Source organism: Aestuariibius insulae (genome assembly GCF_040783535.2).
Taxonomy (GTDB): Bacteria; Pseudomonadota; Alphaproteobacteria; order Rhodobacterales; family Rhodobacteraceae; genus Aestuariibius; species Aestuariibius insulae.
This window is the reverse complement of the sequence record NZ_JBFONW020000004.1, coordinates 175,470-200,732: the sequence shown is the minus strand read 5'-3', so window position 1 is coordinate 200,732 and position 25,263 is coordinate 175,470. Positions and strand designations below refer to the sequence as shown.

The following is a 25,263-nucleotide window of genomic DNA, read 5'->3' as shown; positions in this document are numbered from 1 at the left end:
TTCTGATGCGGCCCTCTCCGGGGCCGCATCCAGTCTACGCGTCCGGATCCGCCTGCCCTACCCCTTTGAAGACGTTTTTAAAGGGAAGAGCCCAGAGCAACCCCAACGTCAGATAGATCAGAAGTTCGACCAGGATCGGAGGGCGAGCACCGATGTCGGTCAGCCATGCCATCAGGGATACCGCGATTATCGCATAGACTGGCAGACCAATCAGGAGAATGATCAGCGCCCAGCGTCGCTTGGCCTTGTAGGACAGTGCCATGTCCAAGATCTCCTTAGTCAGCGAACGGATCGGTCACGAGGATCGTATCGTCCCGTTCAGGAGAGGTGGACACTAGGGCAACGGGACAGCGGATCAATTCCTCGATCCGTCGCACGTACTTGATCGCCTCGGCGGGAAGATCGGCCCAGCTGCGGGCACCGGCAGTGCTTTCCTGCCAGCCCGGAATGGTCTCGTAGACCGGAACAACCCGCGCCTGCGCCTCGGCGGCGGTCGGCAGGTAATCGAGCCGCTCTCCATCCAGATCGTAGCCGACACAGATCTTAAGCTCGTCCAGCCCGTCCAGCACATCCATCTTGGTCAACGCGATCCCGTTCATACCCGAAAGCGCGCAAGTCTGCCGCACCAGCACCGCATCGAACCAGCCGCAGCGCCGCCCCCGGCCCGTAACCGTCCCGGTTTCGCGCCCGACTGTCGCCAGATGCTGACCGATCTCGTCGTCCAGCTCGCAAGGGAAAGGCCCCTCGCCCACGCGTGTTGTATAGGCCTTTACGATGCCCAGAACGAAGCCGACCGATCCCGGACCAAGTCCCGTCCCGTTGGCTGCCATCCCCGCAAGCGTTGTCGAGGACGTAACGAACGGATAGGTCCCGAAATCCACATCAAGAAGCGATCCCTGCGCCCCTTCAAAGAGGATCCGCTTGCCCGCCCGTCGCTTTTCATCAAGCACCTTCCAGACCGGCGCCGCGAATTGCAGGATCTTCGGCGCAACCTCCAGAAGCGCGCTTTTCAAAGCATCTCGGTCAATCTCAGGCAGTCCAAGCCCGCGACGCAGCGCATCGTGATGCACCAAAAGCCGCCCGAGCCGAGCATCAAGCGTCGTCTCGTCCGCCAGATCAGCGACCCGGATGACGCGCCGTCCAACCTTGTCCTCATAAGCCGGACCTATCCCGCGCCCGGTTGTCCCAATCTTAGCGACGGAATTTGACTGCTCGCGCGCACGGTCCAGCTCTCCATGAATAGGCAGAATAAGCGGCGTATTCTCGGCAATCATCAGGTTCTCGGGGCTGACCGTGACCCCCTGCTTCTCGATCCGGTCAATCTCGTCCACCAAGGCCCAGGGGTCCAAGACGACCCCATTTCCGATTACGCCCAGCTTGCCCTCGCGAAGGATACCGGAAGGAAGCAGCGACAGCTTGAAGACCTCACCTTCGATAACCAGCGTATGACCGGCGTTATGCCCGCCTTGAAAGCGAGCGATCACATCGGCCCGCTCGCTCAGCCAGTCGACGATCTTGCCTTTTCCTTCGTCACCCCATTGGGCGCCGACGACGACGACATTGGCCATCCGGTCTCTCCTTCTTGTCCCGCGCCCCTCTTAAAGAGCCGCAACGTCGCCGGAAAGCACCAATCGCGCGGGTTGCAGCGGTCGCTGCGATGGCCTATCTCGCCCCAAACCAAAGCGTTACGGATCCCCATGGAAAACGTCATCCTCATCGTCCACCTCCTGCTCGCGCTGAGCCTGATCGGCGTGGTGCTGCTTCAGCGTTCCGAAGGTGGCGGTCTTGGAATTGGGGGCGGCGGTGGGAATACCGCGGGCCGCTCGGGCACAACCGCACTGAGCAAGGTCACTTGGGCCCTCGCCGTGGCCTTTATCGCAACTTCGATCACGCTGACTATCGTCGCGGCGCAACAGACAGCAGGTGCCTCTGTTGTGGACCGGCTAAGAGACGTGCCCGTCCCAACCGAGGCAGAGGAAACGCTGCCGACCGGTCAGGACCTGCTGCCCCCCTCTTCGTCGGATGCAGGCGCTCCGCTTACACCGACGCTCGACTAGCACCACAAGAGTTTGCGGCGGGGCGATTAATCGGACGCATCATCTTGCGGCTAGTCCCCGAATCCCGTAACACTTAAATCCCGTGATACCGCGCAGTGTTGGGTCTCTCCGGCCCTGCGCAAAACGATCGAATTGGCACTCACGGGAGCATCCGGATATATGGCGCGCTTCATCTTCATTACCGGCGGCGTAGTCTCGTCGCTCGGAAAAGGGCTCGCCTCGGCGGCCCTGGGCGCGCTTCTTCAGGCTCGCGGCTATACTGTCCGCCTGCGCAAGCTCGATCCTTATCTCAATGTCGATCCCGGAACGATGTCGCCTTTCGAACATGGGGAAGTCTTCGTCACCGATGACGGCGCGGAAACCGACCTCGATCTCGGCCATTACGAACGGTTCACCGGCGTAGCTGCCCGCGCCACCGACTCCATTTCTTCGGGCCGGGTCTATTCCAACGTCCTCGAGAAAGAGCGCCGCGGCGATTATCTCGGCAAAACCATCCAAGTGATCCCGCATGTCACCAACGAGATTAAGGATTTCATCCGCATCGGCGAAGATGAAGTCGATTTCATGCTCTGCGAGATCGGCGGCACCGTCGGCGATATCGAGGGTCTGCCCTTCTTCGAGGCGATCCGCCAATTTTCGCAGGACAAGCCGCGCGGCCAATGTATCTTCATGCACCTGACGCTCCTGCCGTGGATCGCGGCATCGGGAGAGCTCAAGACGAAACCAACCCAGCACTCCGTCAAAGAACTGCGCTCGATCGGCATCGCACCGGATGTGCTGGTTTGCCGGTCTGAACGGCCCATCCCCCAAAAAGAACGCGAGAAACTGGCGCTCTTTTGCAATGTGCGGCCAGACAGCGTCATTGCTGCAATGGACCTCAAATCAATCTACGAGGCGCCGCTGGCCTATCACAAGGAAGGCCTTGATCAGGCGGTTCTCGACGCCTTCCAGATCAGCCCGGCGCCAAAGCCTGATCTGAGGGTCTGGGAAGACGTCGCCGACCGCATCCACAACCCCGAAGGCGAGGTCCGGGTGGCCATCGTCGGTAAATATACCCAGCTTGAGGATGCTTATAAGTCCATCGCCGAGGCGCTGACCCATGGCGGCATGGCCAACCGCGTCAAAGTCCGCATCGAATGGGTCGATGCAGAGCTTTTCGAACGTGAGGACGCCGCGCCCCATCTCGAAGGTTTCCATGCCATCCTCGTCCCCGGCGGCTTTGGCGAACGCGGCACCGAAGGCAAGATCAAGGCCGCCGAATTCGCCCGGACCCGCAATATCCCCTATCTGGGCATCTGCCTTGGCATGCAGATGGCGGTGATCGAGGCGGCCCGCAACGTCGCGGGCCTGACCAATGCCGGATCGCAGGAATTCGACCACGAGGCGGGCAAGGAGCGGTTCGAGCCGGTCATCTTCCACCTCAAGGAATGGATCAAGGACAACCAAAAGATCGCCCGCGATGTGCTCGACGATAAAGGCGGCACGATGCGACTCGGGGCCTATAACGCGACGCTTCAGGACGGCTCCAAAGTGGCGGAGGTCTATGGCAAAACCGCAATCGAGGAACGCCACCGCCACCGCTATGAAGTCGACATCAAATATCGCGACAAGCTCGAAAAAGAAGGACTGTGCTTCTCGGGGATGAGCCCGGACGGACGCCTGCCTGAAATCGTCGAATGGTCGGACCATCCGTGGTTCATCGGCGTGCAGTTTCACCCCGAACTCAAATCCAAACCCTTTGCACCGCATCCGCTTTTCGCCGATTTCGTCCGCGCTGCCGTCGACACGTCCCGGCTGGTCTAAGGTGGACCTGTCCTATCACATCTACGACGTCTTTACGAAGACCCCCTTTTCCGGAAACCCGCTTGCCATCGTCACCGAGGCAGACGCGCTGACAACTGCGCAAATGCAGACCATCGCGCGCGAGTTCAACCTTTCCGAGACGATCTTCGTGATGGCGCCCCGCGATCCGGCGAACAGCGCGCACGTGCGAATTTTCTTTCCAACCACAGAGATCCCCTTCGCAGGTCACCCCACGATCGGCTGCGCGCTGCATCTGGCCGCACAGAGCGGCGCATCCGAGATCCGGCTCGAAGAAGAGGCAGGTCTCGTTCCAGTCACGATCAACGATGGCCGCGCGGAGTTCACCGCTCCGATCCCGCCGCGCCTGACCGACGCCAAGGTCGACCGGTCTCTTCTGGCGCAAGCTCTGGATCTTGCGCCCGTCGATCTCGCCTCCACCACGCCGAGGGTCGGCACCGGCGGCCCGGCCTTCCTGTTCACGCAGCTGTCAGGTCCGGACGCGCTCGCACGCGCCCGCCCGATCGAGCCGCACTGGTCTGCACTGATGACGGAGTGCGGCATCGACAGCGGATATCTCTACATCACCGAGGCTGGTGGATATCGGGCTCGCATGTTCTCCCCAACCGCAGGCATCCCAGAAGATCCTGCGACAGGCTCGGCCAGCGCGATCCTCATGGCGCATCTGCTCGAAACGACAGGTCTGCCCGAGGGCGAAAGCCGATTTCAGCTCCGCCAAGGCATCGAAATGGGTAGGCCAAGTCAGATCGACGTTACCGCCCGTGTCACAGGCAAAGATCTCGTTTCAGTCAGGGTGGCTGGACACGCGGTCCCCATAGCGACAGGCGCCATTGTCTCTCCGGCAACCTGATCGTTCTTTGCCTTCGAAATATCCTGGGGGTTTGGGGGCAACGCCCCCAAGGCCTGCGTGGCCCGAACGCGATAAAACCAATTGGCGCCGTTAGGCGCCTCCTCTAGGCAGCCTGCGCTTCAGAAGCCGAAGGAGAATGTCCGCACCAGACCGACGCGGGCCGTATATTGGTCTTCGCTGCCTTCTTCCATGATCGGGCTGTCGGCGGCATCGCCGAGGTAGCGGTCATAGGCCACCGCCCCATCGACGGACCAGCGGTCATTGAAGCGATAGCTCACGCCAACTTCCAAACCTGCGGACAGCGCACCGCCTTCAGGATCGAACGCATCGAAGTCGGAAGCAGCAGCCTCTTCCTCGGTGATACCGAAATAGGTCTCCGCATAATCATCAGACCCAAAGAAAACCCGAGGGCCAACAGACATACTCAGCTGATCCGTCGGCCGCAGGATCGCGTCCGCACCAACCTCGCCAACAAGGCTCTCATGCCCGCCAAAACCCTGTCGCAAATCGGCGAAGACCTCGTAGCCCGGCTGTGTGTAGACAATGCCGAACCCCAACTCGAGTGCACGGTCAATATCGTCCAGCCCGTCCAATTCACCGAAATCGTCTGAATCGCGCTCCCCGATCGATCGGAACGAGCCGCGAAAGCTTAGGCCATCCGCCGGATCGCCGCCAAAGGAGCGTCCATTGCCGAAGCGGACCTCTTCTAGCGACAGCTTGAAATCGGGCTGCGTCTCGTACTCGTCCGAGCCGAAATATTCCGGACGGACCTGAACGCCCGCTCCAAAGGAAAATTCAACGCCGGCCCCCGTATCGGGCGACGATTGCGCAAATGCGCCAGCGGGGATCCAAAGGATCGCCCCAATAAGAGCCCCGGCTCTTTTCATTCGAATCGCTCCCGTAAGACGCGAGTGCCACGCCTAGTCCGCAAGTTAGCTGCGAATTGAAACCGATCAAGGCCCAACACTCCTCAGACCGATCACGTCTTGCCTAACCTGTGACACATTTAAATCAGGTAAAGATTTCAGATAGCTGTGATTGGCTAATTCAAGCGCATCAATCCCGCATCCTGGCCTTTCCCAAGATAGGTCCGCGCCCTATACCCATTCTCATGTTTGCCGATTTTCTCAAGCGCCTGACCGCGCCGGACCCCGCCCCCCTGCCCGAGCTGGACGCCCGCCTCGCTCTGGGTGCCCTTCTCGTTCGGATCGCGAAATCCGATGGCACCTATGATGCGACAGAGATTGCGCGGATCGATCGCATCCTCGCCCGCCGGTACGATCTTAATCCCGTCGAGGCGGCCCAGCTGCGCGCCGATTGCGAGCGGATCGAACACGAGGCGCCGGACACCGTGCGTTTCACGAAGGCGATCAAGGAAACCGTGGCATACGAGGATCGCGAGGCAGTGCTCGAGGCCCTTTGGGACGTGGTTCTGGCCGACGGCGAACGCGACGATCACGAGGATGCGCTGCTCCGCATGGTCGCCCCGATGCTGGGCGTCACCGATCAGGACAGCGCGCTCGCCCGTCAACGGGTGGAGGCCCGCCGCATTTGATCGCCGCTCTGCCGATGTATCTTCGGCCCGAAAACCGGGCCGCTCATGATACCTTATGGTCCCTGATCCGCGATAATCTGAATGCAGGCGGACTTGATCCCCCCAATACGCTCTCTCATGATCTCGATATCTGGACCGGCTGGACTAGCCCCGATCTATTGCTCGGCCAGATCTGCAATCTGCCCTATCGCGCCAAGCTTAGGGGCAAAGTCCATATCGTCGGCCTCCTTGATTACGGCCTGCCCGATGCGCCGCCCGGCTATTATTACAGCTATTTCGTCACGCATGATCCGACGGTTAAGGATTCGCTCGCCCTCGTGAATGCACGTTTTGTCTGCAACGAGACGCTATCGCAATCCGGCTATGGCGCCCCTCAGCTTTGGGCGAAACGACACGGCACGCATTTTGCAAATGTGACAGAGACCGGAGCCCATGCCGAAAGCGTGCGCGCGCTAAAGGAGCGCCGCGCGGATATTGCGGCGATCGATGCAATTACCTGGAACATGCTCGAACGAAGAGGCGAAACCGACGGTCTTCATATCATCGGACAAACCGATACCTCGCCTGGTCAGAGCCTCATCACCGCCCGGCCTGACGCAGTCGCGCCGTTGCGCAAGGCGATCAGCCAGGCGATCGAGACCCTGCCGGACGCGCATCGCGTAAATCTTGGTATTCGCGGATTGGTTGTGCCTGACCTCGAGGCATACGATCTCCCGCTGCCGGATCCTCCTGAAACGCAAGGGCAACAGAGCACCTGCTGACTTGCAATCCGGGACGATCTGCGCCCTACTCTGCCGCTGAAACCAAACGTCCGGACCACCCTTGACCGACACCGCGCCCGTGATCGAGATCCGTGATCTCCACAAGAGCTATGGCCAGCTCGAAGTCCTCAAGGGCGTCGACATCACGGCCCGCAAGGGTGATGTCGTCTCTCTCATCGGCTCCTCCGGATCAGGCAAGTCCACGCTCCTGCGGTGCGCCAATCTGCTTGAGGACAGCCAGCAAGGCGACATCCTCTTTTGCGGTGAGCCCGTCTCTTGGAAGGGCACCGGCGCGGGCAGACATCCGTCCGACCGAAAGCAGGTCATGCGCATCCGCACCAACCTCTCGATGGTGTTTCAGCAGTTCAACCTCTGGGCTCATATGACGATCCTGCAGAACGTTATGGAAGCCCCGCTCACCGTGCTCGGTCGCGACCGGGCCGAGGTTGAACCGGCGGCTCGCGCCTATCTCGATAAGGTCGGCATAGGCGACAAGGCCGATGCCTTTCCCGCCCAGCTTTCAGGCGGTCAGCAGCAGCGCGCCGCCATTGCCCGCGCCCTGTGCATGGAGCCTAAGGCCCTTCTCTTTGATGAACCCACTTCGGCCCTCGATCCAGAGCTGGAGCAGGAGGTCGTCCGCGTCATTCAGGCGCTCGCCGAAGAGGGCCGCACCATGATTCTCGTCACCCACGACATGAAGATGGCTCGCGACGTGTCGGACCATGTCGTCTTCCTCCACCAAGGCCGGATCGAGGAACAGGGCGCCCCTGCCCGGCTCTTTACCGATCCCAAGACAGACCGTCTGCGCGGCTTCCTCTCCTCGACGCTCGCCGCCTGAGACGCTATCCACACCCATCAACATCAATAAACCACAGGGAACACACTCATGAAAAAGCTGCTACTGACGACCGCGATTGCGTTTGCAGGCACCGCTGCTCTGGCTCAGGACGTTGTCCGCCTCGGAACCGAGGGCGCATACCCTCCCTATAATTTCCTCGACGACAACGGCGAGGTCGCAGGCTTTGAGCGTGTCCTGGGCGACGAGCTGTGTGCCCGCGCCAACCTGACCTGCGAATGGGTGACGAACGATTGGGACAGCATCATCCCCAACCTCGTCTCCAGCAACTACGACGTGATCATGGCCGGCATGTCGATCACCGACGAGCGTGACGAGGTTATCGACTTCACCCAGAACTACGTGCCGCCCGCAGCCTCCGCCTATGCGGCGCTCAGCGAGGATGCAGATCTTGAAGGTGGCGTCGTGGCCGCTCAGGTCAACACCATTCAAGCGGCTCATGTCGCCGCCTCCGGTGCCACACTTCTGGAGTTTGCAACCCCCGACGAGACCGTCGCAGCCGTTCGCAACGGAGAGGCCGATGCCGTCTTCGCCGACAAAGACTTCCTCGTGCCGATCGTGGACGAGGATGCCGAGATGGCTTTTGTCGGAGACGACGTGCCCCTCGGCGGCGGGCTGGGCGCCGGGATCCGCGAATCCGATGGAGAGCTACGCGAAACGCTCGATGCCGCCATCCAGTCGATGAAAGACGACGGCTCGCTCAATGCCCTGATCAAAGAGTGGTTTGGAGACGACGCTCTCGTCTTCGAATAAAGCCATCGGGGAGCGTTCCGGCGCTCCCCTTTTCCCATGTGGACACTTGACCAGCAGCACGAGACTTCAGCCGGCACGGTTGCCGCTGGTCGGACCGGTCATGGACCGGATCTGGTGCTCGCCCATGGCTGGCCGTGGTCCTCCTTCGCTTGGCACCGCATCATTCCCGCGCTCGCCGAGCGCTACCGCGTCCATTGGTACGACATGCCGGGCTTTGGCCGATCCCAGATGGGCGGACCCCGCTCCGCCTCCATCGATGTCCAAGGCGAGGTCTTCGGCGAAATGCTCGACGCCTGGGAGCTAGAGCGCCCGCTTGTCGTCGCCCATGACTTTGGTGGCGCGGTGACGCTTCGCTCACATCTCCTTCACGGTCGCGATTTTGCGGGTTGGATTCTGATGAACGTCGTCGCGATGAGACCTTGGGGATCGGAGTTCTTCGATCATGTCGGTCGCCATGTGGACGCCTTTACCGGCCTGCCGCCGCATATCCATGCCGCTCTCGTCAACGCCTATATTGGCGGTGCGCTCGCGCACGAGATCGACCCAGGCGACCGCGCGCAGCTGGCCGCGCCTTGGCTCTCCGAAACGGGCAAAGACGCCTTCTACGCTCAGTTTGCCATGGCTGACGAACGGTACACGGCAGAGGTCGAGCCGGACTTCGACAAGGCGCGATGCCCGGTGCGCATCCTTTGGGGTAAGGATGATCCCTGGATCCCCCTTTCCCGCGGCAAAGCGCTTGCCAGCGCTATGGGTGCCGATCTGACCGAACTGCCCGGCCTTGGTCACCTGCCGCAGCTCGAAGATCCCGCCACGGTCGAGCGCACCCTGCGCGACGCGCTCGAGGATATGTAGCCGATGTTCTCCTTCTGCGCCGATCCCAGCACGCTCGAAGGAGCTCGCTGGCTGGCGTGCTACCTGACCACCGGGAAGCACATGGTGTTCTATGCCAGCTTCGGAACGGTCCTGCTTCTGCTCGCAATCACCGCACCGGCCGCCCTCGCCTTCGGGTTTCTCGGAGCCATGGCCGCGCGCGGCCCAGCCCCGCTCAGCTGGATCGGCAAGACCTATATCGCCATCGTCCGCGGCATTCCCGATATCGCCTTCTTCCTCTTCTTCGTCATCGCCCTCGATCAGGGCTTCGAATGGATCCGGCACCAGATCCTCTGTCCCGACTGGGAACAGCCCATCCGGCAAGGCAATGATTTCGTCGTCTGCTCGGCCGCCAAGCTGCCACTCTCCTCGTCTCCGCAATGGGTCCACGAAATCTACGGCTTCCTGATCGCTGTCCTGACCTTCGCGATCGTCTTCGGCGCCTTTGCGGCCAATGTCCTCTACGGCGCCATGCGGGCCGTTCCCCGCGCCCAGATCGAAACCGCTCAGGCCTATGGCATGACCCCGCGCCAGACATTCTGGCGCATCCTCGTGCCGCAAATGTGGGTCTATGCCCTTCCCGGTCTCGGCAATCTCTGGATGGTCCTAATCAAGGCCACGCCGCTTCTGTTCCTGCTGGGCGTCGAAGACATCGTCTACTGGGCGCGCGAGCTTGGCGGGGCGAAGACACCGCGCTTCACAGACTACCCGCACGGAGATTGGCGGCTCTGGTATTTCCTTTTCCTGCTCGTCTTCTACCTCGCCTTTACCAAGGTCTCCGAAGCCGCCCTCGAACGCCTGATGGCACGCCTCACCCATGGCCAGGCCTTCGGAGCCAGAGCCGCCTCATGACCTGTCTCGAAACGATCCAGGCCTACGGATTGCGCTCACTGGGGATCGGAGAGCGTCTTTTGCCGCGAGACGACTTTACTCTTTGCCAACAGTTCACACTGATCGGCTCGGGGCTGATCTGGAACATCTATTTCGGTCTGGTCGCGCTCTTGGCCGGGTTCATCCTCGCGACGGCACTCGCCTTGGGCAAGGAAAGCCGCCTGCCCCCGATCCGGGCCCTCAGCCGGGGCTTTATCCTGCTCTTTCGCGGCTCCCCGCTCTTCATCCAGTTCTTCCTCGCCTATTTTCTCTTCCTGCGCCTCAGACAAGCCGGGATCGGACCTGACTGGCTGACCAGCGCATGGGCGGGCGCGGCCATCGTGCTTTTCCTGAACACCTCCGCCTATTCAGCCGAGATCTTCCACGGCGCCCTGCGCACCATCCCGCGCGGGGAGATAGAGGCAGCCGACGCTTACGGCTTCACAGGCCTCAAACGCTTCACCCGCATCGTCTGGCCCACCATGCTCCGCCTCGCCTGGCCCGCCTATATTAACGAAGCCATCTTCCTTTTTCACGCCACGACACTGGTCTTCTTCTCCGGCTTCCCCGCCTCGCAGCAGCGCGGCGATGCGCTTTATTATGCAAGCTACTTCGCCGATAAGACCTTCAATCCCTTCGTGCCCTACCCGATCCTCGCGGGCTATTTCATACTGCTGACGCTGACGATCATCACCCTGATGGGATGGATGAACCGTCGCCTGAACCGTCACCTGCCACAGGCCCCCAAACGCCCCCGCATGATGATCCTGCGCTAGCGCGAGCCGCCCCGCGGCTCGCATCTCTGCCCACCCCAAACGCCCGCTCGTCATCTCGCCTCGGAGGCCAAAGACGAAAGGAGCGCTGGATGACACACTCGGCGAGCCAATCCTGGCAACGAGGGACCAAAAAACATCGCTTGCAGTGCAGTGGCGGGGGCAGCGCCTCCATGCTAGTACCCACCAAAAGAACGAAGGCCTCCAATGAAGATCGGCATTCTCCAAACCGGCCACGCTCCCGACGAAATCCGCCCAACCCACGGGGATTACACCGATTTCTTCCAGCGTCTTCTCGGCGGTCAGGGTTTCACCTTCGCCACTTGGAGTGTCGTCGATGGCACATTTCCAGAGAGTCCTGACGACGCCGATGGCTGGCTCATCACCGGCTCCAAACACGGCGCCTACGAGCCCCTGCCCTGGATCGCCCCTCTCGAGAATCTGATCCGCGCGATCCGCGCGGCAGGCAAACCCATGATCGGCATCTGCTTCGGCCATCAGATCATCGCCCAGGCCCTTGGCGGCAAAGTCGAGAAATTCTCCGGCGGCTGGTCCATCGGGCGTCAGCCCTACCACATCGACGGACAGACCCATCATATCAACGCCTGGCACCAGGATCAGGTGACGCAGATTCCACCGAACGCCGAGGTCATCGGCCATAACGACTTCTGCGCCAACGCCGTGCTGACCTATGGCGACCAGATCCTCACGCTTCAGCCGCATCCGGAGTTCGACCCGGACACCATTCGCGGCCTTATCACCCATCGCGGCCGCGGCATCGTCCCGGAAGTTCAGCTCGACGCCGCCGAGAGAACCCTAAACGTTCCCCTCGACACCGCAGCCATTGCGACGCGCATGGCCGCTCATTTCAAGGCCCCCCGATGACCCACTGGACGCAGACCCTTCCCGACGCCGCCCAGCGATATCTTGCAGGCCAGCGCCTCGACGAGGTCGAATGCATGATCCCCGATCTTGCCGCCATCGCCCGAGGCAAAGCCGTCCCGGCGTCGAAATTCGAGCGTCAGACCGAATTCTTCCTGCCCAATTCCATCTTCTTTCAGACGATCACCGGCGGCTGGGGCGAAGCTGCGGGCGATGGGGGCTTTACCGAACCCGACATGGTCCTGAGGCCCGACATGGCCACCGCAACCGCTGCGCCCTGGACGGGCGACTGGACGCTGCAGGTCATCCACGACGCCTACAACCACGATGGCACACCCGTCCCGTTCGCCCCGCGAAACGTCCTAAAACGCGTCTGTCAGCTCTATGCGGACAAGGGCTGGACCCCGATCGTCGCCCCAGAAATGGAGTTCTACCTTGTCGCGCGCAACATCGATCCTGCCGCCGCGATCCAACCCATGATGGGCCGCTCCGGTCGACCCGCTGCGGCGCGTCAGGCCTATTCGATGTCAGCCGTCGACGAATACGGACCCGTCATCGACGATATCTACGATTTCGCCGAGGCGCAGGGCTTCGAAATCGACGGCATCACCCAGGAAGGCGGCGCCGGTCAGGTCGAGATCAACCTGCGCCACGGCGACCCGGTCTATCTGGCCGACGAAGTCTTCTACTTCAAACGGCTCATCCGCGAGGCCGCACTCAAACATAACTGTTTCGCCACATTCATGGCCAAGCCCATCGAGGGAGAGCCTGGATCGGCCATGCATATCCATCACTCCGTCCTCGACGCCGAGGGTCGGAACATCTTCTCTGACGGCACGACCGAAACACCGGCCTTTCACCACTTTATCGGCGGGATGAAAAAGCACCTGCCCTCGGTCGTCGCCCTACTCGCCCCTTACGTGAACAGCTATCGCCGCTACGTGAAGGATCACGCCGCTCCAATCAATCTTGAATGGGGCCGCGACAATCGCACGACCGCGATCCGTATTCCTGTCTCAGGTCCGGACGCGCGCCGCGTGGAAAATCGCCTCGCCGGAATGGACTGCAATCCCTATCTGGGGATCGCAGGATCGCTCGCGACAGGCTATCTGGGAATGCTCGAGAAAACCGACCCGGGCGCGGAATTTAGAGGCGATGCCTACGATGCCGAGGAGGACATTCCCCGGGGGCTTTTCGCGGCGCTCGATGCGTTTGACAGTAGCGCGGCGATGCAGGAAATCCTCGGCCCGGAATTCGCACGCGTCTACTCTATCGTGAAGCGCGCCGAATACGACGAATTCCTGCAGGTCATCTCCCCCTGGGAGCGAGAGCACCTGCTTCTCAACGTCTGACGAAACAGACGTTGAACGCGCCTGCTCTCAGATCTCGACGCCGTCCTCGCTGTTATCCTCCGCCGTCCGATTGTGCCGATCACGCCCGTCGTCATCAAAGCCTCTGGACGTCGCTGCATTACCCGAAAGCCCGGTCTGACCCGTCGATCCACAAGCTGCCAGCCCAAGCATCAAACCCGCAACAAGCAAACTCTTAAGAGAAACGGTCATCGACACCTCCATCGGAAATTGAGAATCCTAATCTGTATTTAGAGTGGGATCAGACGGTTTCACGTCACGTGCTCAGCCCTTTCGATCACAGAAACGAGATAGCTTCGAAGAAGGCCAGCATGGCATAAGCCGGTTCGCATCGCTCATTTCAGTTCAAACTCGGGCAGGCATTGCTCTGCTCGATAACCGCGCACGCTGCAACGCGAGCAAAAGGTCTAGTCACCCACAGCCACATAAGTTAATATATCCGAAAATTATATTCGGATAATATGAAATGAACCGCGCAGTCCCCGATGTCCATACGGCCGAACCGATCCCGGCATCCGCCCAGTCGGCGATCGAAAGCTTGCTTCGGACCGGCGATCTTTTCCGCTATACTGCCAATGAAAAAGCCCCGGTTTCCCTCTTGGAGTCGGAATTCGCGGACCTGATGGGCACTCGCTATGCACTCGCGGTCTCCTCCTGTTCAGCCGCACTTTTCCTTTCGCTCAAGGCATTGGATCTAAAGCAGAATGCCCGCATACTTATCCCCGCCTTCACCTTCGCCGCAGTCCCGTCCGCGGTCGTTCACGCAGACTGCATCCCGGTTCTCGTAGAGTGCGGCGACAACTACCGTATCGATCTGGAAGACTTCGCCGCAAAGCTACCGCAGGCCGACGCAGTGCTCATTAGCCATATGCGCGGCCATACGTCGGACATGGACGCGATCATGGGGCTCTGCGATGCCGCAGGGCTCCCGGTGATCGAGGATGCGGCGCATTCCCTTGGCACGCTTTGGACTGGTCGAAAGATCGGCACGATAGGCCAAATCGGATGTTTCAGCTTTCAGTCCTATAAGATGGTAAACGCAGGCGAAGGCGGGATCCTGATCACCGACGATGCCAATCTCGTCGCCCGCGCGATCATCATGTCCGGCGCCTACGAGCATATGTGGAAGAAGCACGCGCAGGACGCATCACTGACCGAGGCGCTGAGCCGCTGGCAGAACCAGCTCCCCCTCTACAATCTTCGTCTGTCGAACCTCTCGGCAGCCATCATCCGCCCGCAACTGGCCGAGATCCCGCGCAGGGTCCGCGATGGTCTTCGGAACCACGACTATGTTGCGGCCCGCCTTTCTGCAGAACCCGGCTTCCACGTCCCGCCGCCTCTGCCCCAGGAACAGCGCGCTCCGGATTCGCTACAGTTCAATCTTGTCGGCCTGACGCCGGATCAGCAAACGGCCTTCGCGGGCACCGCTGCCGCCCGCGGGGTCAAAGTGCAGATCTTCGGTCAAAGCACGGACAATGCCCGTGCCTTCTGGAACTGGCAGTTCCTAGGGGACCTGCCTGATCTGCCCGCGACACGCGCCATGCTGAAGAAAGCCTGTGACGTAAGGCTTCCGGCCCGTCTAACGCTCGAGGAGTGCGACGCCATCGCTGACATTCTGATCGACGCGATGCGCGAGGCAGTACGGACCGACGAAAGGAACGTGGCCTAAAGAACCCGCATCGTATCGCGCAGCCACGGCATCTCCTGCGTCGTCGGAGCCACGATCGCATCAGCTATCTGCGAACGCAGGTCGCCTGAAACCCATCCGGGCACGCTGCCGAGCAGATCTTTCCGCGCCATCAGCGATATCCGCCGCGACAGGGTCCCGAATGGCAAAGGCATCACATCCACCTTGTCGCGAAACCGCGACGCCCTGAGCCATCCCAGCGGGGTCAGGATGGACCAGCCCGTCCCCTCCGCCACCATCGCAAGGATCGCATGGTAGCTGTCCAGCTCGAACCGGTGCGAGAAGTTCAGTTGCTGGCTTTTGAGATGCGCCGCAATCTGACGGCCCATCAGGTGCCGTGTCGTATAAGAGATCAGCGGCATGTCCCGAAGCATCTCAGACCCCGCACCTTTCGGAACCGCCGCGATGAAGGGCTCGGCAAGCAGCGGATGGACCTCGACCCAGTCGGGGAGCGCCCCGCCCTCAGCCACAACCGCAATATCCAGTGCCCGTTGATCCAGCAGATCAAGCAATCGGTGCGACGCTCCGGTCTCCAGCAGGAACTGGCAATCGGGCATCGTCTCCGCCATGCCTGCCAGCAAACGCGGCGTGACCTCAGCGTCGAAATCCTCGACGATCCCGAGCCGCAGGCGCGTCATACGAGTATAATCGGCAGAGGCGAGTTCGGCTCGTGCCAAGGCCGCCTCGTTCAGGATCGCATTGGCCCGTCTTAGGAAAAGCTGCCCCGCCGCCGTCGGACTGATCGGCCGGGTCGACCGATCCAGAAGCACCGTCCCAAGAACGCCTTCGAGGTTCGTGATCTGCTGGGATACCGTCGCCGGAGACGATCCCAGTCGACGCGCCGCCGCCGAGATCGAGGCTTCCTCCGCAGTCGCCACGAAAACCTCGACGCCCCAAAGGGTGATCCGTCCTGGCCCGTCTGCCATCAATCGGGCTTACTTGCTCATCCGCGAAAGCTTGCTCTGCAACTCCGCAAGCTGCTTCTTGATCTCGTCCAGCTCGGTCGCATCGTCATCGCTCTCCATCTGCGGACCCGAACTGCCCATCAGTCCCCCGGTCATCGCCTTCATGAACGCTTCCTGCTGCGCGCGCATCGCATCATAGCCCGGCATTTTCGCCATCGGATTCATGTTTTCCATCATCTTCGACTGACCGTCGCGCAGCATGTCAAAGCTCATCGCCAAAAACTGCGGCACGACCGATGCGGCCTGCGTTGAGTAGCTGCGCACCAGATCGTTCAGCACTCCGACCGGCAGCACGCTTTCTCCGCGAGATTCGTGTTCTGCAATGATCTGAAGCAAATATTGCCGAGTCAGATCGTCTCCGGATTTGAGATCCACAATCTGAACCTCGCGTCCGTCCCGGATAAAGCCCGCAATATCCTCGAGCGTCACGTAGTCGGACGTCTCGGTGTTATAAAGCCGTCGACTGGCATAACGCTTTATCAGCAACGGTTTGTTGGTCTCTGCCAAGATACTCCCCCCAAACGACTGCCGATCTTTGCGGCATTGCAGCAAGCCTAAGCGCGCCTCGCCCAAAAAGAAAGGGCGAGCCGCAAGGCTCGCCCAGTAGACATCACCATCGGGAAGGCGATGGAGATGAGGCAATCGTTACTTCGCAGCAGCCTTCTTGGCAGCGGCAGTCATTTCGTTCGTGGTCTTCTTGGCCATCGACGTCATGTCCTCGGACATGTCCTTGCCAGCGGCAAGCATCAACTCGACGGTTTCCATCTGAACTTTCTTCGCGACTTCAGCGAAGGCAGCCATGTGCTCGGATGCGCTCTCGGCCCAGCTGGAGGCAAAGTCGGTCATCGACTTGGCATAGTCAGCAGGCTCGGATTTCGCAGCGGTGAGCGAGCCCATCTTGGCGAGGGTCTCTTTCGTCCACTTCGAGGAGATCTCGGTCGACTTCTCGGCTGCATCCAGAGCAACGTGGCTCATCTTCTCGTTGAGGGTTGCCTGCGTCTTGAACGCATCTTCCATGACCTTCGTATCGACGGGGAACGAACCCATCATGTCTTTGAAGATCGCGGTGTAATCTTGTGCCTTGGGTGTCATATCAGTTGTCCTTTCGGTGCCACTCTCAATTGGGTCTCGACCGGCTCATCCGACTCAACCCTTGTTCTGTCACAGAATATGCATGCTGCGGCGCAGCATTGCAAGGTTTTTCTGCGCTGCAGCGTAGATTTCTTGCGGATGCAGCAATATCAGGGGGTTAGCTGTCCGAAACGCTTAAAACATAGGTCCCCGGCGCCGATCCAAGGCTGGGATGCTCCGAATCCCCGGGCGATCTCGCCTTGATCTTCTTGCCTGACATCTTCGCCAGCCAGACTTGCCAAAGCGGCCACCAGGACCCGTCCTGCTTGGTCGCCGCGTCCAGCCATTCATCGGGGCTCACCGTCAGATCATCGCCCGTCCAATGGCCGTATTTCTTCTTCGCAGGCGGATTGACGATCCCCGCTATATGCCCCGACCCGGACAGGATAAACGTCTTGTCTGTCGATCCCATCTGCTGGATGCCGCGATAGCTCGACCGCCAGGCCGCGATATGGTCGGTCTCGCACGCAATTGCGCAAAGCGGCACATCGACATCCTCAAGGTGCAGCCGCTCGCCCAGAATCTCGATCCCGCCATCGGCGAACCGGTCCTGCTGACAAAGCTGCCGGAGGTACTGAACCGACATCGCCGCAGGCAAATGCGTGCCATCTCCGTTCCAGAACAGCAGATCGAAAGCCGGCGGCGCCTGCCCCATCATATAGCTCTTGATCGCCGGGCCGTAGATCAGATCGTTCGACCTCAAAAAGCTGAAGGTCCTTTGCATATAGAATGCATCAAGGATCCCGTTACGCTCGACCTCCTCTTCGATCCCGTCGACGAAATCATCGTCCAGAAACACACCGACTTCGCCCTGATCCGAAAAATCCGTCAGCGTCGTAAAGAACGTCGCCGAATTCACGCTGGTATCGCCCCGATGTTTCATCAGCGACAGCGTCAGAGCCAGCGTCGTGCCTGCGATGCAGTATCCCACGACATTGACCTTTGGCACATCGCAGATCGCCTTCACTTCGCGGATCGCGGTCAGATAGCCCTCCTCGATATAATCGCCGAGCGCCGCATCCCGGTAGCTCGGATCGGGATTCACCCAGCTGACAACGAACAGCGTGAACCCCTGCTCCACCACCCAGCGGATCAGCGAATTCTGCGGCTTCAGATCGAGGATGTAGAACTTGTTGATCCAGGGCGGGAAGATGATGAGAGGCGTCTGATGGACGGTCTTGGTCTTCGGCGCATACTGAATCAGCTCGAAGAAACGATTGCGAAAGACGACCTCGCCTTCGGTCGTCGCAAGGTTCTCTCCGACCTTGAATGCATCCTTGTCCGCCAGCGTGACCTGAAGATCCCCCTCATTCGCTTCAAGATCCGCAACCAGATTCTCGAGCCCATCGACCAGGCTCTGCCCGTCCGTCTTGACGGCCTGCTCCAGCGCTTCGGGGTTCGTGCCAAGAAAATTGGAGGGCGAGAATAGATCCACGATCTGCCGGGAGAAGTAATCGAGCCGCTTCTTCTCTTTTGGATCCAGACCTTCAATATCACCGACCGCGCGCGTGATTGCGTCGGAATTGAACATGTATTGCTGCTTGAGGAAATTGAAATAAGGATGTGTTTCCCAAAGCGGGTTCGCAAAGCGCCGGTCAGAGCCTGTCTCGTCAGGCGGCGCGGTCAGCCTGCCCGAGGCAAGCGCCTGCTGCGCCTCGACATAATGCTTCAGCGATTTGCCCCAATAACTCACCTGATGCTCGATCATCTTGGCCGGGTTCTGCATCATATCCGTCAGGTAGGCGGCCATCGCCTTCACATAAAGATCCTGACTTGGCCCCTGCAATGCCTCAGGAACGGACCGTTTTGCGCTTAATGCTCCCACAAGGCGTTGCGTCAGCTCTTCGATTCGGGCGAGGTTGTGCTCTAGTGCTTCAAGGTCTCCGTGGCTCTGCTCGGAATTCGTTGTTGTCATAAGTCGGCCCCCGGAGTACTTTGCAGGTGCAGCATAGCGCGTGCAGCAATCAGGCGCGTGTACTGAATGTGAAATGTAACAGGCTATTCGTCCCAACTCAACGAAAGGCCTGGGGAGTGATCATGCGCTTTATGGCGACATACGATCTGATGGAAACGACCCGAAACACCAACCAATGGCTTGGTGCAACAGCGCTTGCGTTTGGCTCTTACCCGGCCATGGCCATGCTGCCGAACCCGATGCTCAGCTGGATCCGCGCTTGGGGAGAAGTGACCGAACGGTCCTTCGCCCGCATGGTCGCCCGTCCCGACTGGGGCATTCCCTCCGTGACCGGCCCCGATGGACGCGATCATCCGGTCGAGGTTGAAACCGCCCTCTCGAAACCTTTCGGCGATCTGGTCCACTTCAACGTGACCGGCCGCACCGAAGCCAAGCGCCGCGTCCTTCTTGTGGCTCCGATGTCGGGGCACTACGCCACGCTCCTGCGTTCTACGGTGATCAGCCTGCTGCCCGATTGCGACGTCTACATCACCGACTGGCACAATGCGCGCGAGATCCCGGTCTCCGAAGGCAAGTTCGATATCGAGGATTATACCCTCTATCTGCTCGACTTCATGAAGCATCTGGGCAGCGACCTGAACGTCATCGCCGTCTGCCAGCCCGCCCCTCTCGCCCTCGCCGCGACCGCGTTGCTGGCAGAAGAGGATCCGAAGGCCCAGCCGCGCACCCTTACCTTGATCGGCGGCCCCATTGATCCGGATGCCAACGCAACCGACGTCACCGATTTCGGTCGCCGCGTTACGATGGGCCAGCTTGAAGAAACGATGATCCAGCGGGTCGGCTTCAAATATCCCGGTGTCGGCCGAATGGTTTATCCAGGCCTGCTGCAACTTGCATCATTCATGTCGATGAATGCCGAAAAACACACCAAGGCCTTCACTGACCAGATCCTGCGCACCGCCAAAGGCGAGGCGTCCGATCATGATAAGCACAATGGTTTTTACGATGAATATCTCGCCGTGATGGATATGACGGCGGAATTCTACCTATCTACAGTTGAGCGGATCTTTAAGGGTCGCGAAATTGCCGACAATGCTTTTACGGTCGCCGGCCGGACCGTGGATATCGGAAAGATCACGTCGGTCGCGGTCAAGATCGTCGAAGGCGAGAATGATGATATTTCCGCGCCCGGCCAATGCCTTGCGGCATTGCCTCTTCTGACGGGAGTTCCCGACAGCAAGAAAGCGGCCCATCTCGAACCAGGCGCGGGACATTACGGGATCTTTGCCGGAAAATCCTGGCGTAAGAATATCCGGCCTCTCGTGCTTGACTTTATCGATACGAACCGGGAAACGACGTCTCGGACGAAACCCGCCAATAAAAATGCAGCCGCTTAACAATTAATTGCGTTGCCCGGTATAAAGACGGGATATCTAGAACACAGCATGCCATTCGAGCAAAGATCAGGTAAGAGTAGAGTAGATACTAATGGCCACCTTCAATCTTCTTATATTCAACGCGAATAACCTGACCGACGCCGAGGGAAACCAGGCCTTCTCTGTCAGGGATACGAACTCGCAATCGACCAGCGACGATCTCTTCGTCGGAAATGACGCTGGTCAGCAAGTCCAGATCGAAGATAACGGAAACGGATCAGCTTCAGGCGATCAGAACATCTTCGAGGATGGTACTGGCCGCGATCAAACGCTCGCTGAAGCAACCTCGTTTACCTACGTCGATGCAAGCGGCAACACGGTCACCACCGAGTTTCCAGCAGGAACTCAGGTTCAGGCGGAATTTTCAGGAACGCTCGGAAATGGCGATCGGATCGTTGCAATCCGCCTCGACCCTCCCGGCGGTGGAGGAAATGATCGGGCAACCGTTGGATATGCCGTCATCGATGGCAATGGCGATGGCGTAGCTCCCGCCCCGGGGAGCAATGTCGGTCCCCTGACCGGAGAGGCTGCGGGCGATCAGAACAATCCTTACTCCGACTTCGCGACCGACGTCGCCTGTTTTGCTGAAGGCACGATGATTGAAACCCCGAACGGCTGGGTTGCCATCGAAGAGCTTGAAATCGGCGACATGGTTCTGACGCTCGATCGTGGCCCCCAGCCAATTCTCTGGATCAACGGCGACAGCTTCGACATGGCAGCGTTTGCACAGAATGCCAACACGGCGCCTGTCAAACTTCCGGCCGGAACGCTCGACGCAGACAAAGACACATATGTCTCGCCGCAGCACCGACTTCTGTTCACATCTCCACAGGCGGAACTGATGTTCGGCAGCTCCGAGGTTCTCGCGCCCGCCATTCATTTCGACGGCTGGAACGGGATCGAGCAGGTCAAGCCCGAGGGCGGCATCCACTATATCCACTTCGCGCTCGATCATCATGCGATCATCCGCGCAAACGGTGTCTACGCTGAAACCTTCTTCGGCGGCGCCCTTCTGGCAGGTCACATTGCCGATCTCGATCTTGGCGCACCGACTTTCCTCAAGGCGATGAGCCCGGCACGCCCCTTCCTCAAGGCTTTCGAGTTGAGCATCCTGCTCGGCACGGAAGAACCGCTCAAGGAAGCGATCTAAATCGATCTGTCAAACGGGGTAACGCAACCAGTCCGAAAGGGCTTGCGTTACCTCCTGAGGCGTCTCCAGACTTGGAAGATGCCCTGCCGCCTCAATAATCTTCAGCACGGCTCCCGGAATCAGTTCGGCCATGAATTCATGCCGCCGCACAGGGCACAGCGCGTCGTGCCGCCCGCATAGCACCAGCGACGGGATGGTAATCTTGCGCAGCACGGCCTGCTGATCGGGCCGCCGCTGCAGCGCCCGCGACTGCCGAATGAAAACCTCTGGCCCCAGATCGCGCGCCATCGCCATGACCGTGTCTAGAACCTCCATCCGCCCCGGTCCCGGTGCCAGATAGGCCGGTTTCATCTCGTCGCGCATCACATCCTCAAGCCGACCGGTTTTGGCCGCGATGATCTGCGGCTCGCGCATCGCCGCGATCTGCGGCGTCTCGGCCAGCGGGTTGGTGTCCATCAGCGCGATCCGCGTCACCCGCTCGGGCGCGCGCCGCAGAACCTCCATCGCGACGATCCCGCCCATCGACAGGCCCGCCAGAGCAAACCGGCGCGGACAATAATCCAGCACCCGGCTCGCGATCTCCTCAACCCGGTCACCTTCATTGATCGGCGCAACCATGACTCCCGTCTGCCGCGACAGCGCGTCAATCTGCGGCCCGAAAAGCCGTGCATCGCACATCAGTCCCGGCAGCAGGACAACCGGATCGATCACGCCCGCCGCGCTCCTTCGACAAGCGCCCCGATCTTGGCCCAGGCGATCTCGGGATCGACCGCGCCAAAGCCCGCGAAGGTCCCGAAGCCGCAATCGCTCCCCGCGATCACCCGGTCCTCGCCCACGATATCGACAAATCGCGCAATCCGCTGCGCCACCAAATCGGGATGCTCCACGAAATTGGTCGTCGTATCGACGCAGCCCGGCACCAGGATCTTGTCCTCCGGGATCTCGGATTTGCGATCGCGGAACACGGTCCATTCGTGTCCGTGCCGCGGATTGGACGTCTCAAAGAGCAGATGCGAGGCGCCGACATCCATCAGAACGGGAAAAACCGTCGCCATGTCGATATCGCAGATATGCGGCCCCTCGTAATTGCCCCAGCAGATATGCACCCGCACCCGCAAGGGATCGATCCCGTCCAACGCGTGATTGAGCGCCTCCACATTCGCCTCTGCAACCTTAAGGAACTCGGCGTCGCTGAGATCCTGAAACAGCATGTGCCGCGATAGCGCCAGATCCGGGCAATCGAGCTGCAGCACCAGCCCCGCCTCGACAATCGTCCGGTACTCCTCGCGCATCGCATCCGCCAGGGCCGCCAGATACGCTTCCCGGCTCGGGTAGTGGTCATTCTGCAAGAACAAAGAGATTACCCCGGGAGACGCCGCATTCATGAACGCTTCCTCGGCCCCATGCGCCGCCATCGCGTCCTTGAGATGCCGGATATCCCGCTCGAGCTCTCCCTGCCCCTTGGACTTGACCTCGCCGACACACATGGGCCGCGCATATTTCGGTGTCCCCCCGTCCGAGGCCAGCCGCTTCATGTAACCCGGAAAGAGCTTGAGATCCCCCGGCGGATTGCGCGGGCTGTCGCCATCGAACCCTGTATAGCGATCCTTTACATAGGTCGCGTAACTGATCTTCGACATCTCGCCGTCGCTCACCACGCTCACGCCTGCTTCGACCTGCCGCTTCACAGCCGCGCCAACCGCCTCGGCCATCACGCCGTCAAAGGCCGCCGCATCGACAGCCTCCCCGCGCTCGCGAGCAAAGATCATATCGACCACGGCCTGACTGCGCGGAAGGCTCCCCGCATGGGTCGTTTTCACTGTCATCTATTGTCCTTCCCCATCAGCCTGCCGCCGCATGGATCTGCATCCAGATCGCGGTCTCGTCCCACAGCGTCCATTCCCGCCGCAGCCCCCACGGCCCGAACTCGGCCTGCGTAATCCCCATCACATGCACCGGCGCTCCGCTCGGCGCGCCGAACGCCCCCCAGCCGTCATGCAAACCGGTAAGCGACCACCGCACCGCAGCGCGAGGCGCCATCATCGGATCCTCCCGCCCGATCACGTGATGCAGCTTGAACTCCGCCGACGGAAAGGCTGCGCGCAGCCCCAGCCAAACCCGGTCCGCATCGCGCCAGCCATGGCCGTCGATCCCCCCGGGATAGGCCAGCTCGCAAGCCCGGTCCCATTCCGCCGGGATCACCGAGAATTCCGCCGCCATTAACCGCTCCAGCAGATCGGCGAGCCGCGCCCCCCACTCATTCTCATTCCCACGTCCCAGATAGGGCCCGTCCTGATCCTGATCCGGCGTAAAGGCGCGCCGCCCGGCGGCGACCTTCTCCGCGGCCCAATCCCGTGGATCCTGCCCGATCTGGCGCACCACCGCACCATTGTCGCGGATCAGCCACTCGTCGCTGATCTGGTTGTCCTTGGCATAGCAATCGGCCAGCGCCCGGCTCGCAACTGCGCGCCCTGTCGGCGCACCAAAGATCCCGTGGCCCAGATGCGTCGCAGTCGAATAGATCCGATGCGAGGACAGCATCCCCGCCTCCGGATCGCCCGACCAGATCACATCCTCGCCCAAAAGCCGCCGGTCCGGAAACTCCACCAGCGTCGCCATTGTCGCCGCCGTCATCCCGGGCTCGCCGGTGCCGATCCCCCAGGGCGTGCGCACCACGACCTCCGGGTGGTAATAATCCCGCATCCGCGCGCCAAGCCCCCGGTCCTCCCAGATCTCGCGCGTGATCCCCAGAATATAGTCCGGAAAATCCGCAAACCGCTCGTCGAACCCCTTCATTCCGCCGTCCATCCTCCATCGACCAGCAGGCTCGTTCCCGTGATCATCGCCGCTGCATCCGAGGCCAGAAACACCACGGCCCCCATGATATCTTCCACCTCGCCCACCCGGCCCAACTTGATCTTCTCCTCGATCCAGGCTCGCTTCTCCGCTTGCGCAAAGGTCGAAGCGGTCAACTCCGTAAGGATAAAGGTTGGGCAGATCGTGTTGACCCGGATGCCGCGCCCACCCCATTCGATCGCCATCGCCTTGGTCATCCCCTCGACCCCATGCTTGGTCGCGCAATAGACCGCGCGCTCAGGCCCGCCCACATGGCCCATCTGGCTTGAGATCTGCAGGATCGCCCCGCCGCGCGGCATCTTCTGCGCCACCGCCTGCGCCAGAAAATAGGCCGCCCGCAGATTCACGCCGACAACCGCGTCAAAATCCTCCGGCACGGTCTCGATCGATGGCCCGTGCCGGGCAAGTCCCGCCGAATTGCAAAGGATATCGAACGGCCCCCTGGCCTCGATGCCTGCGCGCACCGCCTCCACATCCGTGACATCAAGCGTCCAGGCTTCGGCCTGATATCCCTGCCCCTGCATCGCGGTCACAGCCGCATCAAGCGCGTCGGCCCCGCGTGCCGCGACCACAACAGACGCACCAGCCTCCGCCAAAGCCGCGGCGCATCCCAGCCCGATCCCGCGCGAGCCGCCCGTGACCAGCGCCCGCTTTCCCGCCAGCCCGAAGGACGGCGTCCGAGGAAGTTGCATATCCATAGGCCGG

Annotated in this window: 27 protein-coding genes; 15 read left to right on the top strand and 12 right to left on the bottom strand. The window is 60.8% G+C overall.

Annotated features, from left to right (window positions below; translation table 11 throughout):
• Nucleotides 1–34: 34 nt before the first annotated feature.
• Nucleotides 35–262 carry a DUF2842 domain-containing protein gene (locus tag AAD018_RS12535; protein ID WP_367314424.1) on the bottom strand — a complete coding sequence of 76 codons (228 nt, stop codon included), beginning with the start codon at nt 260–262 and terminating at the stop codon, nt 35–37.
• A 13-nt stretch (nt 263–275) separates the two neighbouring features.
• On the bottom strand, nt 276–1,568 hold the full coding sequence (locus tag AAD018_RS12530; RefSeq protein ID WP_367314423.1) for an adenylosuccinate synthase: 1,293 nt from the start codon (nt 1,566–1,568) through the stop codon (nt 276–278).
• A 129-nt stretch (nt 1,569–1,697) separates the two neighbouring features.
• On the opposite strand from AAD018_RS12530, the gene secG reads away from it, so the two are divergent.
• The 3 genes from secG to AAD018_RS12515 all read left to right on the top strand — a co-directional run bounded on the left by secG (nt 1,698) and on the right by AAD018_RS12515 (nt 4,728).
• A complete protein-coding gene (secG, locus tag AAD018_RS12525) occupies nt 1,698–2,057 on the top strand; it encodes a preprotein translocase subunit SecG (RefSeq protein WP_367314422.1) in 360 nt (119 codons plus the stop codon).
• 159 nt (nt 2,058–2,216) lie between these two features.
• Nucleotides 2,217–3,860 carry a CTP synthase gene (locus tag AAD018_RS12520; protein WP_367314421.1) on the top strand — a complete coding sequence of 548 codons (1,644 nt, stop codon included), beginning with the start codon at nt 2,217–2,219 and terminating at the stop codon, nt 3,858–3,860.
• Nucleotide 3,861: 1 nt separating this feature from the next.
• Nucleotides 3,862–4,728, top strand: coding sequence for a PhzF family phenazine biosynthesis protein (locus AAD018_RS12515; RefSeq protein ID WP_367314420.1), 867 nt, complete (start codon nt 3,862–3,864; stop codon nt 4,726–4,728).
• Between the two features lie 119 nt (nt 4,729–4,847).
• Here AAD018_RS12515 and AAD018_RS12510 read toward each other — a convergent pair whose 3' ends face one another.
• A complete protein-coding gene (locus AAD018_RS12510) occupies nt 4,848–5,615 on the bottom strand; it encodes a MipA/OmpV family protein (RefSeq protein WP_367314419.1) in 768 nt (255 codons plus the stop codon).
• A gap of 224 nt (nt 5,616–5,839) precedes the next feature.
• On the opposite strand from AAD018_RS12510, the gene AAD018_RS12505 reads away from it, so the two are divergent.
• The 9 genes from AAD018_RS12505 to AAD018_RS12465 all read left to right on the top strand — a co-directional run bounded on the left by AAD018_RS12505 (nt 5,840) and on the right by AAD018_RS12465 (nt 13,400).
• Nucleotides 5,840–6,283, top strand: coding sequence for a tellurite resistance TerB family protein (locus AAD018_RS12505; RefSeq protein ID WP_367314417.1), 444 nt, complete (start codon nt 5,840–5,842; stop codon nt 6,281–6,283).
• Nucleotides 6,280–7,044, top strand: a complete 765-nt coding sequence (locus AAD018_RS12500) for a phosphate/phosphite/phosphonate ABC transporter substrate-binding protein (RefSeq protein WP_367314416.1) — start codon at nt 6,280–6,282, stop codon at nt 7,042–7,044. The genes AAD018_RS12505 and AAD018_RS12500 overlap by 4 nt, the downstream gene beginning before the upstream one ends.
• Before the next feature lie 61 nt (nt 7,045–7,105).
• Entirely contained in the window at nt 7,106–7,882 is a 777-nt protein-coding gene (locus tag AAD018_RS12495) for an ABC transporter ATP-binding protein (protein WP_367314415.1), read from the top strand.
• 48 nt (nt 7,883–7,930) lie between these two features.
• The gene (locus AAD018_RS12490) at nt 7,931–8,653 is read left to right on the top strand and encodes a transporter substrate-binding domain-containing protein (RefSeq protein ID WP_367314414.1); all 723 of its coding nucleotides are present in this window, start codon (nt 7,931–7,933) and stop codon (nt 8,651–8,653) included.
• Nucleotides 8,654–8,689: 36 nt separating this feature from the next.
• Nucleotides 8,690–9,505, top strand: coding sequence for an alpha/beta fold hydrolase (locus AAD018_RS12485; protein WP_367314413.1), 816 nt, complete (start codon nt 8,690–8,692; stop codon nt 9,503–9,505).
• Between the two features lie 3 nt (nt 9,506–9,508).
• Nucleotides 9,509–10,375, top strand: coding sequence for an ABC transporter permease (locus tag AAD018_RS12480; protein ID WP_367314412.1), 867 nt, complete (start codon nt 9,509–9,511; stop codon nt 10,373–10,375).
• Nucleotides 10,372–11,169, top strand: a complete 798-nt coding sequence (locus tag AAD018_RS12475) for an ABC transporter permease (RefSeq protein WP_367314411.1) — start codon at nt 10,372–10,374, stop codon at nt 11,167–11,169. Before AAD018_RS12480 ends, AAD018_RS12475 begins: the two co-directional genes overlap by 4 nt.
• A 204-nt stretch (nt 11,170–11,373) precedes the next feature.
• Nucleotides 11,374–12,051, top strand: a complete 678-nt coding sequence (locus tag AAD018_RS12470) for a type 1 glutamine amidotransferase (RefSeq protein ID WP_367314410.1) — start codon at nt 11,374–11,376, stop codon at nt 12,049–12,051.
• Entirely contained in the window at nt 12,048–13,400 is a 1,353-nt protein-coding gene (locus tag AAD018_RS12465; RefSeq protein WP_367314409.1) for a glutamine synthetase family protein, read from the top strand. Before AAD018_RS12470 ends, AAD018_RS12465 begins: the two co-directional genes overlap by 4 nt.
• A gap of 27 nt (nt 13,401–13,427) precedes the next feature.
• Here AAD018_RS12465 and AAD018_RS12460 read toward each other — a convergent pair whose 3' ends face one another.
• The gene (locus tag AAD018_RS12460; protein ID WP_367314408.1) at nt 13,428–13,610 is read right to left on the bottom strand and encodes a hypothetical protein; all 183 of its coding nucleotides are present in this window, start codon (nt 13,608–13,610) and stop codon (nt 13,428–13,430) included.
• A 274-nt stretch (nt 13,611–13,884) separates the two neighbouring features.
• On the opposite strand from AAD018_RS12460, the gene AAD018_RS12455 reads away from it, so the two are divergent.
• Nucleotides 13,885–15,087: a DegT/DnrJ/EryC1/StrS family aminotransferase gene (locus tag AAD018_RS12455; RefSeq protein WP_367314407.1), complete on the top strand. Its 1,203-nt coding sequence runs from the start codon at nt 13,885–13,887 to the stop codon at nt 15,085–15,087.
• Here the strand turns inward: AAD018_RS12455 and AAD018_RS12450 are convergent.
• From AAD018_RS12450 to AAD018_RS12435, 4 genes are all read right to left on the bottom strand, one after another.
• A complete protein-coding gene (locus AAD018_RS12450) occupies nt 15,084–16,031 on the bottom strand; it encodes a LysR family transcriptional regulator (RefSeq protein ID WP_367314406.1) in 948 nt (315 codons plus the stop codon). The two genes, AAD018_RS12455 and AAD018_RS12450, sit on opposite strands and share 4 nt — an antisense overlap.
• A 9-nt stretch (nt 16,032–16,040) precedes the next feature.
• A complete protein-coding gene (gene phaR / locus AAD018_RS12445; RefSeq protein WP_367314405.1) occupies nt 16,041–16,577 on the bottom strand; it encodes a polyhydroxyalkanoate synthesis repressor PhaR in 537 nt (178 codons plus the stop codon).
• A 138-nt stretch (nt 16,578–16,715) separates the two neighbouring features.
• Entirely contained in the window at nt 16,716–17,162 is a 447-nt protein-coding gene (locus AAD018_RS12440; protein ID WP_367314404.1) for a phasin family protein, read from the bottom strand.
• Nucleotides 17,163–17,319: 157 nt separating this feature from the next.
• Complete coding sequence (locus tag AAD018_RS12435) at nt 17,320–19,116, bottom strand: PHA/PHB synthase family protein (RefSeq protein ID WP_367314403.1); 1,797 nt, start codon at nt 19,114–19,116, stop codon at nt 17,320–17,322.
• 122 nt (nt 19,117–19,238) lie between these two features.
• Here AAD018_RS12435 and phaZ point away from each other — a divergent pair, with 122 nt between their 5' ends.
• Complete coding sequence (phaZ, locus tag AAD018_RS12430; RefSeq protein WP_367314402.1) at nt 19,239–20,513, top strand: polyhydroxyalkanoate depolymerase; 1,275 nt, start codon at nt 19,239–19,241, stop codon at nt 20,511–20,513.
• A 91-nt stretch (nt 20,514–20,604) separates the two neighbouring features.
• The gene (locus AAD018_RS12425; RefSeq protein WP_367314401.1) at nt 20,605–21,702 is read left to right on the top strand and encodes a Hint domain-containing protein; all 1,098 of its coding nucleotides are present in this window, start codon (nt 20,605–20,607) and stop codon (nt 21,700–21,702) included.
• 9 nt (nt 21,703–21,711) lie between these two features.
• Here the strand turns inward: AAD018_RS12425 and AAD018_RS12420 are convergent, their stop codons facing one another.
• From AAD018_RS12420 to AAD018_RS12405, 4 genes are read right to left on the bottom strand one after another with little or no spacing between them, the layout of a single operon-like run.
• On the bottom strand, nt 21,712–22,413 hold the full coding sequence (locus AAD018_RS12420; protein ID WP_367314400.1) for an alpha/beta fold hydrolase: 702 nt from the start codon (nt 22,411–22,413) through the stop codon (nt 21,712–21,714).
• A complete protein-coding gene (locus AAD018_RS12415) occupies nt 22,410–23,528 on the bottom strand; it encodes a cobalamin-independent methionine synthase II family protein (protein WP_367314399.1) in 1,119 nt (372 codons plus the stop codon). Before AAD018_RS12415 ends, AAD018_RS12420 begins: the two co-directional genes overlap by 4 nt.
• 16 nt (nt 23,529–23,544) lie before the next feature.
• Nucleotides 23,545–24,498 (bottom strand): nuclear transport factor 2 family protein, encoded by a 954-nt coding sequence (locus tag AAD018_RS12410; protein WP_367314398.1) that lies wholly within the window; start codon nt 24,496–24,498, stop codon nt 23,545–23,547.
• Entirely contained in the window at nt 24,495–25,250 is a 756-nt protein-coding gene (locus AAD018_RS12405) for an SDR family NAD(P)-dependent oxidoreductase (protein WP_367315188.1), read from the bottom strand. Before AAD018_RS12405 ends, AAD018_RS12410 begins: the two co-directional genes overlap by 4 nt.
• Between the last annotated feature and the right edge of the window lie 13 nt (nt 25,251–25,263).

Excerpts from the sequence above, each read along its gene's own strand:
- AAD018_RS12485 (WP_367314413.1), top strand. The coding sequence starts at position 8,690 with ATGTGGACACTTGACCAGCAGCACGAGACTTCAGCCGGCACGGTTGCC.
- AAD018_RS12505 (WP_367314417.1), top strand. The coding sequence starts at position 5,840 with ATGTTTGCCGATTTTCTCAAGCGCCTGACCGCGCCGGACCCCGCCCCC.
- AAD018_RS12535 (WP_367314424.1), bottom strand. The coding sequence starts at position 262 with ATGGCACTGTCCTACAAGGCCAAGCGACGCTGGGCGCTGATCATTCTC.
- AAD018_RS12520 (WP_367314421.1), top strand. The coding sequence starts at position 2,217 with ATGGCGCGCTTCATCTTCATTACCGGCGGCGTAGTCTCGTCGCTCGGA.
- AAD018_RS12490 (WP_367314414.1), top strand. The coding sequence starts at position 7,931 with ATGAAAAAGCTGCTACTGACGACCGCGATTGCGTTTGCAGGCACCGCT.
- AAD018_RS12510 (WP_367314419.1), bottom strand. The coding sequence starts at position 5,615 with ATGAAAAGAGCCGGGGCTCTTATTGGGGCGATCCTTTGGATCCCCGCT.
- AAD018_RS12530 (WP_367314423.1), bottom strand. The coding sequence starts at position 1,568 with ATGGCCAATGTCGTCGTCGTCGGCGCCCAATGGGGTGACGAAGGAAAA.
- AAD018_RS12480 (WP_367314412.1), top strand. The coding sequence starts at position 9,509 with ATGTTCTCCTTCTGCGCCGATCCCAGCACGCTCGAAGGAGCTCGCTGG.
- AAD018_RS12460 (WP_367314408.1), bottom strand. The coding sequence starts at position 13,610 with ATGACCGTTTCTCTTAAGAGTTTGCTTGTTGCGGGTTTGATGCTTGGG.
- AAD018_RS12425 (WP_367314401.1), top strand. The coding sequence starts at position 20,605 with ATGGCCACCTTCAATCTTCTTATATTCAACGCGAATAACCTGACCGAC.
- AAD018_RS12455 (WP_367314407.1), top strand. The coding sequence starts at position 13,885 with ATGAACCGCGCAGTCCCCGATGTCCATACGGCCGAACCGATCCCGGCA.
- phaZ (WP_367314402.1), top strand. The coding sequence starts at position 19,239 with ATGCGCTTTATGGCGACATACGATCTGATGGAAACGACCCGAAACACC.
- AAD018_RS12450 (WP_367314406.1), bottom strand. The coding sequence starts at position 16,031 with ATGGCAGACGGGCCAGGACGGATCACCCTTTGGGGCGTCGAGGTTTTC.
- AAD018_RS12410 (WP_367314398.1), bottom strand. The coding sequence starts at position 24,498 with ATGAAGGGGTTCGACGAGCGGTTTGCGGATTTTCCGGACTATATTCTG.
- AAD018_RS12465 (WP_367314409.1), top strand. The coding sequence starts at position 12,048 with ATGACCCACTGGACGCAGACCCTTCCCGACGCCGCCCAGCGATATCTT.
- AAD018_RS12475 (WP_367314411.1), top strand. The coding sequence starts at position 10,372 with ATGACCTGTCTCGAAACGATCCAGGCCTACGGATTGCGCTCACTGGGG.
- AAD018_RS12415 (WP_367314399.1), bottom strand. The coding sequence starts at position 23,528 with ATGACAGTGAAAACGACCCATGCGGGGAGCCTTCCGCGCAGTCAGGCC.
- AAD018_RS12440 (WP_367314404.1), bottom strand. The coding sequence starts at position 17,162 with ATGACACCCAAGGCACAAGATTACACCGCGATCTTCAAAGACATGATG.
- AAD018_RS12435 (WP_367314403.1), bottom strand. The coding sequence starts at position 19,116 with ATGACAACAACGAATTCCGAGCAGAGCCACGGAGACCTTGAAGCACTA.
- secG (WP_367314422.1), top strand. The coding sequence starts at position 1,698 with ATGGAAAACGTCATCCTCATCGTCCACCTCCTGCTCGCGCTGAGCCTG.
- AAD018_RS12470 (WP_367314410.1), top strand. The coding sequence starts at position 11,374 with ATGAAGATCGGCATTCTCCAAACCGGCCACGCTCCCGACGAAATCCGC.
- AAD018_RS12405 (WP_367315188.1), bottom strand. The coding sequence starts at position 25,250 with ATGCAACTTCCTCGGACGCCGTCCTTCGGGCTGGCGGGAAAGCGGGCG.